The sequence below is a fragment of the Bradyrhizobium sp. genome, from assembly GCF_030697065.1.
Taxonomy (GTDB): domain Bacteria; phylum Pseudomonadota; class Alphaproteobacteria; order Rhizobiales; family Xanthobacteraceae; genus Bradyrhizobium.
In genome coordinates, this window is sequence record NZ_JAUYQU010000048.1 from 1 (window position 1) to 11,149 (window position 11,149).

Consider the following 11,149-nt stretch of genomic DNA (forward strand, 5'->3'; position numbering starts at 1 on the left):
GACCACAGTCACCGGTGCTCCGGCCCGTTCGGCTTCCTCGAAGAATTTTTGCCGCGAGGCGCCCAGCATCGGATGGACGATCTGCTCCAGCCGTTTCATCGCCGCAGAATCATGCACCACGCGCGCCGACAATTTCTGGCGATCGACCTTACCGTCCACCGTGGTGCCGGGAAATGCCGCTTCGACCGCCGGCGCCGCCTCGCCTTCGTATAATTGGTGAACGGTCGCATCGGCGTCATAGACCGGAACGCCCGCTTCCGCGAACAATTTCGCGGTGGTGGATTTGCCCATTCCGATCGAGCCGGTCAGCCCAAGAATAATCATTCAACGTTCGCCATTCGCTGTTCTCAACACCCGTTGTCAGACATGGAGCAGGCGCTCGCCGCGGAGAAAGGCAAGCAGAGGCAGCAGCGGCAGTCCAAGTATGGTGAAATGATCGCCGTCGATGCGTTCGAACAGATGCACCCCCAGCCCTTCCAGTTGGTAGGCGCCGACGCTCGCGGTCACGGCCTCTCCTGCTTCATCCAGATAGGTGCGGATTTCCGTTCCGCTGAGCTGTCGCATGGTCATGCGCGCGATAGAAGTGTCTTCGAACAGTATCTTGCCGTCGCGCGCCACCGCAACGGCGGAGTGCAGTTCGTGAATCCGGCCGGCAAGGTCACTCAACTGCTCGCCCGCTTGGACCCGACCGGCGGGCTTGCTGAACAGCCGGGTCCCAAGCGCCAGGGTCTGATCGGCACCAACAACATATTTTCCGGAACGGCCTCTCGACACAGCCAGTGCTTTCTCGCGCGCAAGAAGACTGGCTATTTCACCAGGCGCTGACAGGCCCGAGCCCTGCTGCACGGCGCGCTCATCGATGTCGGCTGGAACGGCTTCGAAATCAATGCCGGCATTGGCCAGCAGCATCTGCCGCGCGCGGCTTTGCGACGCCAGGATCAAGGGATCTTTGCCGCGCCACAGCGTCACTCGGAAATCCGCTGCCGTTGCCGGTCGGTGAACAGTTTCAATATCGCAGCAGCCGTCTCCTCGATCGATCGCCGCGTCACGTCGAGCTGGGCCCAATTGAATCTGGCGCTGAGTTTCCGGGCGAAAGCGACCTCGTCGGTGACGGATTGCCTATCGATATAGGTGTCATTATCCCGATCGCCCATGCTCAGCAGCCGATTCTGGCGGACCTGAATGAGACGCTCGGGCGTCGCGTGAAGACTGACCACCAGCGGCTTCTTCAGCGTCTCCAGCTGATGTGGAATTGGAATGCCCGGCACCAGCGGGACATTCGCGGTGCGGATACCTCGATTGGCGAGATAGATCGAGGTCGGGGTTTTCGAGGTGCGCGACACCCCGACCAGAATCACCTCGGCCTCTTCCAGGCCTTCGACGTGCTGGCCGTCATCATGCATCATCGTGTAGTTCAGCGCATCGATCCGCTTGAAATATTCCGCGTTCAGCACGTGCTGCGCGCCGACGCGGCCCGTGGTGGCGGCGCCGAGATAGGCCTGAAACAATTGCATAACCGGGCCGATAATCGACAGGCTCGGGATATTCATTTCCTTGCACTTGGCTTCCAGCCGGGCGACCAGATCCTTTTCCAGCAAGGTGAACAGCACGATGCCCGGAGCTTCCTCGATTTCGTCGAGCACACGGTCGAGCTGCTTCTGGCTGCGCACCAGCGGATAGACATGTTCGACCGGCGTCACGTTGGCATATTGCGCCGCCACTGCGCGCGCCACCGTGATCAGGGTCTCACCCGTCGAATCGGACACCAGATGAAGATGAAAATAGTTGCCGGTCGTAGGCACCGAGACCCCTGTGTATCCTGTGAATCGCTGTGGAGTTTATCCGAGAGAATCGAAGACGAACCGGGGTGTCCGGGATAACCCGGCCTTTTCTGCACAGGCCTCCCCTTCGGGATAACTCCATACGGTCGGGGCAATGATAGTGGGGTTATGTGGACTTGTCTCTTGATAAACCGTCCATCATGTCAGCCAAGCAATTGAAACGGATCATGATATCCAGGTCACCGCGATGTGCCCGGGAGATGTTGATGGATGTGAACAAGTTCTGACAACGTTGGGGGTGGCCCTGCGCGGGCGCTAATCACAGCTACTTAGACTCAAACCTAAGATTCTAAACTTAGTTATTTAGAAAGGCTGGGGTTGAGGATATGTCTGCCTTCGAGACAAGACCTCCCCCGTGCTAAGCCTCTCTCCGCAACGTCGGGATCCGTGAGACGTTCCAGGGTGGCGGCGAAATCTGCGAAGCTGAACGAGACGTCACGATGTATGAATGGATCAAGGCCCTGCACGTGATCGCGGTCATCGCGTGGATGGCCGGGATGCTCTATCTGCCACGGCTGTTCGTCTACCACTGTGAGGCGGAGACCGGATCCAGGCAATCCGAGACGTTCAAGATCATGGAACGGCGGTTGCTGAAGGCGATCATCAACCCGGCGATGATCGTGACCTGGCTGGCCGGGCTCTACCTCGCCTGGTTCGGTGGCTGGTTTTCCGCAGGCTGGTTCCACGGAAAATTGCTGCTCGTGCTGGCGATGTCCGGCGTCCACGGTTTTTTCGTCCGCTGGGTAAAGGACTTTGCCGCCGACCGGAATCTCAAAAGCCAGAAATTTTATCGTATTATCAACGAGGTACCAACCGTTCTGATGATAACTATCGTAATTCTCGTGATCGTGAAGCCGTTTTGAGAAATATGGCCTTCAATGCCTCGGGCAGCGGGCCTGCTTGCGAAAGTCCGTCCGATTTTCTATATTGCTGAAATCCCACCTCACGCAGGCGGATGTGGTCGTGTTCCGGTTTCCCATTGAACCGGCCGCCGCATCAGGTTTGAAGCCTCTCCGGCGCACTCCTTGCTCAGACCTGCGGACCTTCCTTTTGCTCGCGTCCGCATTTTCTCAAAGCCTCCTCGCAATCCTTCCACGTTACTCCACAGGACCATCCCAATGCGGGAAATGAAACTTCAAGACCTCAAGGCCCAGACGCCCGCCGAGCTCGTCACGTTCGCGGAAGAAAAGGGGGTCGAAAACGCCAGCACGATGCGCAAGCAGGAGCTGATGTTCGCCATTCTCAAGCAACTCGCGATCCAGGAAACCGACATCATCGGCGAGGGCGTCGTCGAGGTTCTCTCCGACGGCTTTGGATTCCTTCGCTCGCCGGACGCCAATTATCTGCCTGGACCTGACGACATCTACGTCTCGCCGTCGCAGATTCGCCGCTTCGGATTGCGCACCGGCGACACCATCGAGGGCCATATTCGCAGCCCGAAGGAGGGCGAACGGTATTTCGCGCTGCTGAAGGTCAATACGCTGAATTTCGAGGATCCGGAAAAGTCCAAGCACAAGGTCAATTTCGACAATCTGACGCCGCTGTTTCCCGATCAGCGGTTTCGGCTGGAGCTCGAAGACCCCACCAGAAAGGACCTTTCCGCGCGGGTGATCGACATCGTCGCCCCGATCGGCAAGGGCCAGCGCGCCCTCATCGTGGCGCCGCCGCGCACCGGCAAGACGGTGCTGATGCAGAACATCGCGCACTCGATCACCGCCAATCATCCGGAATGCTACCTGATCGTTCTGCTGATCGATGAACGTCCCGAGGAAGTCACGGACATGCAGCGCTCGGTGAAAGGCGAGGTCGTCTCCTCGACCTTCGACGAGCCCGCGGTGCGTCATGTGCAGGTCGCCGAGATGGTCATCGAGAAGGCCAAGCGGCTGGTCGAGCACGGTCGCGACGTCGTGATCCTTTTGGACTCGATTACGCGGCTGGGGCGTGCCTACAACACCGTGGTGCCGTCATCCGGCAAGGTGCTGACCGGCGGCGTCGACGCCAATGCACTGCAGCGGCCAAAACGCTTCTTCGGCGCCGCGCGCAACATCGAGGAGGGCGGCTCGCTCACCATCATCGCGACCGCGCTGGTCGATACCGGCAGCCGCATGGACGAAGTCATTTTCGAAGAGTTCAAGGGCACCGGCAATTCCGAACTGATTCTCGATCGCAAGGTCTCGGACAAGCGGACCTTCCCGGCGATCGATATTTCGCGCTCGGGCACCCGCAAGGAAGAGCTGATCACCGATCCGCAGCTCCTGAAGAAAATGTACGTGCTGCGCCGGATCCTTAATCCGATGGGCACCATGGATGCGATCGACTTCCTGCTCGACAAACTGCGCAACACCAAGAACAACGCGGAGTTCTTCGAATCGATGAATACCTGACCGTTTTGGTCTCTGAAAATGGGCGTCCTTGCGCAGGCGAGGGCGCCCTTTTCGTTGGGGCCTCGCGCTCATGCTGCGGTCTATGTTGCAGCATGACTGCAACATCACGGCAGCAAGCTGATTGCCGGAGCCAAGCCAAGGCACTGAAATAGCTAAATATTTTCCGGTAAACCAGTTGGGGTACTTTTGTTGCGGTGCAGTAAAATACCTCGGCGGCCTATCGGCACATTCCGGTTAATTGCCAGGTCTGGCAAAGCCACCGGCGGACGGTAATCGCGTTGCCTTTTCAATGGCTCCAGCACAAATAGGCGATGCATCTGCGAGAACAGACCATTTTTGCCGTTTCGTCGGGCCGGCCGCCGAGCGCGATCGCGTTGGTGCGGGTTTCAGGGCCCCAAGCCAAGTCGGTACTGACCTCCCTGGCAGGCAGAGTTCCGGCACCCCGAATGGCAACGCGGGTGCTGTTGCAGGACATCGCGCTGCAGCCGATCGACGACGCGGTAATCTTATGGTTTCCGGGGCCGGCCAGCGCGACCGGCGAGGACGTCGCGGAATTTCACGTCCATGGCGGGCGCGCCGTGCTGGCCTCGCTGTTCGCGGCGCTTGCCGCTTTCGAAAATGTCCGGGCCGCCGAGCCCGGTGAATTTACCCGTCGGGCGTTCGAGAACGGCAAGCTCGACCTCACCGAGGCCGAAGCTCTCGATGATCTGATCCATGCCGACACCGATCGGCAACGCCGCCAGGCGCTGCGGCAATTGAAAGGCCTGCTCGGCGATAAAGCGCGCGATTGGCGCGCGCGGATCATCGAAGCCTCGGCATTGATCGAAGCCGGGATTGATTTCTCCGACGAGGCTGACGTGCCGGCCGAATTGACGGCGCCGGCGCTGCTGAAAATCAAAGCCTTGCTTGTGGAAATCGAAGAAGTCCTTGCGGCACAGGGCCGAAGTGAACGTCTGCGCGAAGGACTCGTGGTCGCGATAGCGGGTCCGCCGAATGTCGGCAAATCGACGCTGATGAATCATCTGGCGCGGCGCGAGGTGGCGATCGTCTCACCCCATGCCGGGACCACGCGCGACATCATTGAGGTGCAGCTCGATCTCGACGGCTATCCGGTGACGGTGATCGACACCGCCGGGATTCGCGAGACCGAGGATCCCGTGGAGCAGGAAGGCGTGCGCCGCGCCCGGGCGCGGGCGGCGGAGGCCGACCTGGTGTTGTGGCTGGCCGATGCGACGTACCAAAAAATCGAGAGCGGTGCGGCGCCGGTTTGGCTGGTGCGCAACAAGATCGACCTCGACACCGGCCAGCCTGAAGGGGCGCAACCCACTCCGCGTCAGGTGCAGGGCGGCGGAGCGGCCGAATACCGGATTTCGGCCAGCCGGGGCGACGGGGTGCCGGAATTGGTCTCGGCGCTGGTCGGGTTCGCGCATGACTATTTCGGCTCGGACGACGGTGGATTGATCGGCAGGGCTCGGCAGCGAAAACTGCTCCAGGAAACCGTGACTTCGTTGCAGCGCAGCATAGATGTCGTTGGAGCCGGTGAGGAGCTTGCCGCCGAGGATCTGCGGGCTGCAGCGCACTCGTTGGGGCGGCTGCTGGGTCGAGTGGATGTCGAAGATATCCTCGATGTGATCTTCCGCGAGTTTTGTATAGGGAAGTAATATTTTCCTGGTTCCGTGAATTGAACGCCAGGGAACCGAGTTGTTTCACGTGAAACAACAATCTCCGGACCTAACGGGTGTTTCACGTGAAACAGCCGTTTTCGCCGAACTTACTGCTTCCGGCTTTTGCCGCTCCGCGATAAAAGCCTCCCATGATCAACATCGCAAAATCGTTCGACGTCATCGTGGTCGGTGGCGGTCACGCCGGCTGTGAAGCCGCGAGCGCGGCTGCGCGCCTCGGCGCCCGGACGGCGCTGGTGACCCATCGTTTTGCGACCATCGGCGCGATGTCCTGCAATCCTGCCATCGGAGGGCTCGGCAAAGGCCATCTCGTCCGCGAGGTCGATGCGCTGGACGGGCTGATGGGCCGGGTCGCCGATGCCGGTGGCATCCAGTTTCGCATGCTCAATCGGCGCAAGGGTCCAGCGGTCCGCGGTCCGCGCGCCCAAGCCGACCGCAAGCTCTATGCCGCCGCGATGCAGGCCGCCATCCGCGAGACCGTAAATCTAAGCGTGATCGAGGGCGAGGCTGACGAACTCAACGTCTCGGACGGCCGGGTCACCGGCATCCACCTGGCCGACGGCCGTGAACTGTCCGCCGGCGCGGTCGTGATCACGACCGGCACCTTCCTGCGCGGCCTGATTCATCTGGGCGAGAAGAACTGGCCGGCCGGTCGCGTCGACGAAGCCCCCGCGCTGGGACTTTCGAAATCATTCGAGCAGGCCGGCTTTGTCCTCGGCCGGCTGAAGACCGGCACGCCACCCCGGCTCGATGGGAGCACCATCGACTGGTCTTCTGTGGAGATGCAGTCCGGCGATGATCCGCCGGAGCCATTTTCGGTGATGACCGAGCGGATCACCACGCCGCAGATCCAGTGCGGCATCACCCGCACCACGCCGGTGACCCATGACGTCATCCGGGCCAATGTGCATCGTTCGCCGATGTATTCCGGCCAGATCAAGAGCTCCGGCCCGCGCTATTGCCCCTCGATCGAGGACAAGATCGTTCGCTTCGGCGACCGCGACGGCCACCAGATCTTTCTGGAGCCCGAAGGGCTCGATGACACCACGGTTTATCCCAACGGGATCTCGACTTCGTTGCCGGAAGACGTGCAGCTCGCGATCCTGGCGACGATTCCGGGTCTTGAGCGGGTCCGGATGGTTCGGCCTGGCTATGCGATTGAATATGACCATGTCGACCCCCGCGAACTCGATGCCACCCTGCAGACAAGGCGGCTGCCAGGGGTTTTCCTGGCGGGACAGATCAATGGCACCACGGGCTATGAAGAGGCAGCCGCGCAGGGGCTGGTTGCGGGCCTCAATGCCGCTTTGACCGCCAGCGGCGCCGAACCGATCGTATTTGACCGTGCCGACGGCTATCTCGGCGTGATGATCGATGATCTCGTGAGCCGCGGGATCACCGAGCCGTACCGGATGTTCACCTCGCGGGCCGAATACCGGCTGACGCTGCGGGCCGATAATGCCGACCAGCGCCTGACCGACAAGGGCATCGCACTGGGCTGTGTCGGCCGGGCGCGATCGATCCGGCACGGCGCCAAGATGGCGGCGCTGGACCAAGCAAAGTTGCTGTCAAAATCCCTTAACATTACCCCCAATGAGGCGGGCAGGCATGGATTGACGCTGAACCGGGATGGCCAGCGCCGCTCCGCCTTCGAACTGCTGGCCTATCCCGAGATTGGTTGGGCCGAAGTCCGCGGCATCTGGCCGGAGTTGTCGGCCATTGACCCAGCGATCGCCGTCCATCTCGAAATCGACGCCAAATACGACGTCTATCTCAAGCGCCAGACCGCTGATGTCGAAGCCTTCCGCCGCGATGAGGGGCTCATCCTGGCGGATATCGATTACAGCCTGGTGCCGGGGCTTTCCAATGAGGCCCGTTCAAGACTTGAGGCGGCGCGCCCGCGGACGGTGGGGCAGGCCGGGCGAATTGATGCAATGACGCCGGCGGCGCTGGGTATCCTGGCGGCCTATCTGCGGCGGGAAGCTCGAAAGACCTCCGTGGCGACCGCGTAGGGGTGTTTCACGTGAAACGCTCTGTCGTGCATTTTAATTGTCATTGCGACGAGCGTAGCGACGAAGCAATCCATATCTGAAGCACCCATATCCCTTGAGGGTGTATTGCTTCGCTACGCTCGCAATGACGGATTGAGTACGGCCGGTACCCCAAAATATGCTCATAGCTTCGAAATCCCCTGTCCTTCCCGCCGACAAGGCGGAGGCACTGTCGCTGACGCCCGTTTCACGTGAAACCGAGACGCGGCTGGATCGCTACGTCGACCTGCTGCTCGAATGGCAAGCCAAGACCAACCTGGTGGCGCCATCGACGCTTCCCAATCTGTGGACCCGGCACATCGCCGATTCGCTGCAGCTTTTGACGGTCGCTCCATCATCCAAGGTGTGGGTCGATTTCGGCAGTGGTGGCGGCTTTCCCGGGGTGGTGCTTGCATGTGCATTGGCGCAGACTCCAGGTGCCATGGTTCACTTGGTCGAGCGTAACGCCAAGAAGGCCGCATTCCTGCGCGAGGCGCTACGAGTTACCAACTCAACCGGTACAGTTCACCTCGCTGACATCGGGGATAGTGTGGATAGAATCGCCGCACCCGTCGATTGCGTCACAGCCCGGGCCGTGGCTCCGCTACACGAACTGATCGGCTTCGCGGAGCCGCTGGTGAGACGGGGCGCGAAGGCGCTGTTTCTCAAAGGCCAAGATGTAGAGGCTGAATTGACCGAAGCCACTAAATATTGGAATATCAAGCCGCATCTTCATCCCAGCCGCACCGGCGGACAAGGCTGGATCGTCGAACTCGACCTGATCGAACGACGACACCCCTCCGCGACAGCAAATGGCGTCAGCGCATGACTGTAATTGATCAAATATATCAAGAGGATAAGGCCCCGCACCCGGCCGGACACCCGCGCATCCTGGCGCTCGCCAACCAGAAGGGCGGGGTCGGCAAGACCACCACTGCGATCAATCTCGGCACCGCGCTCGCGGCGATCGGGGAACGGGTGCTGATCGTCGACCTCGATCCACAGGGCAACGCTTCCACCGGTCTCGGCATCGACCGCCGCAGCCGGAACTGCTCGACCTATGACGTGCTGATCGGCGAGGCGCCGCTGCGCGACGCTGTCGTGCCGACCGCGGTGCCGCGGTTGCATATCGCGGCCTCGACGATGGACCTATCCGGGCTCGAACTCGAACTCGGCGCAACCCGCGACCGCGCGTTCCGTCTGCGCGATGCGATCGCCGCCTTGAACACCGACGCCGCACCGGATGCCGATTACACCTACGTGCTGATCGACTGTCCGCCGTCGCTCAATCTTCTCACCGTCAATGCGATGGCGGCCTCGGATGCCATCCTGGTGCCGCTGCAATGCGAATTCTTCGCGCTCGAAGGCCTGTCGCAATTGCTGCAGACGGTGGAGCAGGTGCGCTCGACCCTCAACCCCAATCTGTCGATCCACGGCATCGTGCTGACCATGTTCGACTCGCGCAACAATCTGTCGAACCAGGTCGTCGCCGACGTGCGCCAGTTCATGGGCGCCAAGGTCTACAACACCATGATCCCGCGCAACGTGCGCATTTCGGAAGCGCCGTCCTACGGCAAGCCGGTGCTGGTGTACGATCTCAAATGCGTCGGCAGCGAAGCCTATCTCAAACTCGCGACCGAAGTGATCCAGCGCGAACGCGAGCTGCGCACGCATTGATGACCCGTAGGGTGGGCAAAGGCGCGCCCTTCGCGCCGTGCCCACCATCAGGCGACTTGCTAAGGAATGGTGGGCACGGCGCGAAGGGCGCCTTTGCCCACCCTACGAAGACGAAGTGAACAGGAGCGTTTGCGTGAATCCAAGGGAGCTGGCGATGGCCGACGAAGCGCGTTCGCGACTGGGCCGCGGTCTTGCAAGTCTGATCGGCGATGTCGGCGGCGAGGCCGCGCATCTGGAGCGGCCGCGCACGCAGCGCAAGGTGCCGATCGAATTTCTCAAGCCCAATCCGCGCAACCCGCGCCGCAGCTTTTCCGATGCCGAACTCGGCGAACTCTCGGAGTCGATCAAGCAGCATGGCGTGATCCAGCCGATCGTGGTGCGTCCGGTCAAGGGCGTGCAGGATCGTTTTGAAATCATCGCCGGCGAACGGCGCTGGCGCGCGTCGCAGATCGCCGGCCTGCACGAAGTGCCGATCGTGCCGGTCGACGTCAGCGACTCCGACGCGCTCGAGATCGCGATCATCGAGAACGTGCAGCGCGAAGATCTCAATGCATTGGAGGAGGCGCAGGGCTATCACGCGCTGTCCAGTGAATTCAAACGCAGCCAGGACGAGATCGCCAAGATCGTCGGCAAGAGCCGCAGCCACGTCGCCAACATGATGCGGCTGACCAAACTGCCGGCCGAGGTGCAGGCCTATATCGCGCTCGGCCAGTTGTCCGCCGGTCACGCCCGCGCCTTGATCGGTGTGCCCGATCCGCTGGCGGCGGCAAAACGCATCGTCGAGGAAGGCCTCAACGTGCGCCAGGCCGAGGCGCTGGCGCATGCCGAAGGTGTGCCGGCCCGCAAGCCGCAGAAGGCGCGCGGCGGCAAGGTCAAGGACCCCGACACGGCCGCGCTCGAGAAGCGCGTCAGCGACGCGCTGGGCCTTGCCGTCAGCATCGATCACCGCGATCCCGCCGGCACGGTGCATATCCGATATAGCGACCTCGATCAGCTCGACGAAATTTTGCGCCGGCTGGACGCGACGGGGTAGGGCGGGGCTTCTCTTACCTCTCCCGCTTGCGGGGGAGGTCGCGCGCAAAGCGCGCGGGTGGGGGCTCTATCCGCGAGCAATCTCTCTCGCTCAATCTTCAATCTCGGTCTGTGCCCGCTGAGACACCCCCACCCCGGCCCTCCCCCGCAAGCGGGAGAGGGAGAAGATCATCCACGGCGCTTCGCATTGACAGCGATCGACATCAGTGCGCGCTGCGCGATCACGGCGGCCAGCGTCGACTGCTTGCGCGTATCCAGCGCGGCGGCCGCGAGCTGCTCGATGATTCCGAGCAGCCGCGCCGGGCTGAAATTCCGCAGCGCGAGCTCGGCGCTCGGCTTCCTTGAAAAGTGCAGCCGCGGGAATCCGCTGTCGAGCAGCGTCGATACCGGCGTGCCCTCGGCGGCTGCAAGGCTGGTCTTGTGCAGCCAGGCGGCATGGCGCTGCGCGGCGGATATGATCATGCCCGGATAGGTGCCGGCCACCATGGCCTTGGCGAATTCGG

10 protein-coding genes and 1 pseudogene are annotated in these 11,149 nt (G+C 61.7%); 7 read left to right on the forward strand and 4 right to left on the reverse strand.

Annotated features, from left to right (window positions below; translation table 11 throughout):
- The 3 genes from coaE to Q8R73_RS03425 all read right to left on the reverse strand — a co-directional run.
- The coding region (gene coaE / locus Q8R73_RS03415; RefSeq protein WP_305718131.1) for a dephospho-CoA kinase at nt 1–324 on the reverse strand (324 nt) is incomplete at its 3' end.
- 36 nt (nt 325–360) lie between these two features.
- The gene (locus Q8R73_RS03420) at nt 361–969 is read right to left on the reverse strand and encodes a Maf family protein (RefSeq protein ID WP_305718132.1); all 609 of its coding nucleotides are present in this window, start codon (nt 967–969) and stop codon (nt 361–363) included.
- A complete protein-coding gene (locus Q8R73_RS03425; RefSeq protein WP_305718133.1) occupies nt 966–1,802 on the reverse strand; it encodes a pyruvate, water dikinase regulatory protein in 837 nt (278 codons plus the stop codon). Before Q8R73_RS03425 ends, Q8R73_RS03420 begins: the two co-directional genes overlap by 4 nt.
- Nucleotides 1,803–2,281: 479 nt before the next feature.
- Between Q8R73_RS03425 and hemJ the strand changes: the two genes are divergently transcribed.
- From hemJ to Q8R73_RS03460, 7 genes are all read left to right on the forward strand, one after another.
- On the forward strand, nt 2,282–2,704 hold the full coding sequence (hemJ, locus tag Q8R73_RS03430; protein WP_305718134.1) for a protoporphyrinogen oxidase HemJ: 423 nt from the start codon (nt 2,282–2,284) through the stop codon (nt 2,702–2,704).
- A 255-nt stretch (nt 2,705–2,959) separates the two neighbouring features.
- The gene (gene rho / locus Q8R73_RS03435) at nt 2,960–4,225 is read left to right on the forward strand and encodes a transcription termination factor Rho (protein WP_305718135.1); all 1,266 of its coding nucleotides are present in this window, start codon (nt 2,960–2,962) and stop codon (nt 4,223–4,225) included.
- 311 nt (nt 4,226–4,536) lie between these two features.
- The gene (mnmE, locus tag Q8R73_RS03440; protein WP_305718136.1) at nt 4,537–5,886 is read left to right on the forward strand and encodes a tRNA uridine-5-carboxymethylaminomethyl(34) synthesis GTPase MnmE; all 1,350 of its coding nucleotides are present in this window, start codon (nt 4,537–4,539) and stop codon (nt 5,884–5,886) included.
- A gap of 152 nt (nt 5,887–6,038) precedes the next feature.
- Complete coding sequence (gene mnmG / locus Q8R73_RS03445; RefSeq protein ID WP_305718137.1) at nt 6,039–7,919, forward strand: tRNA uridine-5-carboxymethylaminomethyl(34) synthesis enzyme MnmG; 1,881 nt, start codon at nt 6,039–6,041, stop codon at nt 7,917–7,919.
- Nucleotides 7,920–8,076: 157 nt separating this feature from the next.
- On the forward strand, nt 8,077–8,766 hold the full coding sequence (rsmG, locus tag Q8R73_RS03450) for a 16S rRNA (guanine(527)-N(7))-methyltransferase RsmG (protein ID WP_305718138.1): 690 nt from the start codon (nt 8,077–8,079) through the stop codon (nt 8,764–8,766).
- Nucleotides 8,763–9,614 (forward strand): ParA family protein, encoded by an 852-nt coding sequence (locus Q8R73_RS03455; RefSeq protein WP_305718139.1) that lies wholly within the window; start codon nt 8,763–8,765, stop codon nt 9,612–9,614. The genes rsmG and Q8R73_RS03455 overlap by 4 nt, the downstream gene beginning before the upstream one ends.
- Before the next feature lie 154 nt (nt 9,615–9,768).
- Entirely contained in the window at nt 9,769–10,647 is an 879-nt protein-coding gene (locus tag Q8R73_RS03460) for a ParB/RepB/Spo0J family partition protein (protein WP_305718140.1), read from the forward strand.
- 167 nt (nt 10,648–10,814) lie between these two features.
- Here the strand turns inward: Q8R73_RS03460 and Q8R73_RS03465 are convergent.
- Nucleotides 10,815–11,149, reverse strand: a pseudogene (locus tag Q8R73_RS03465) (DNA polymerase III subunit delta); the annotation flags it as partial.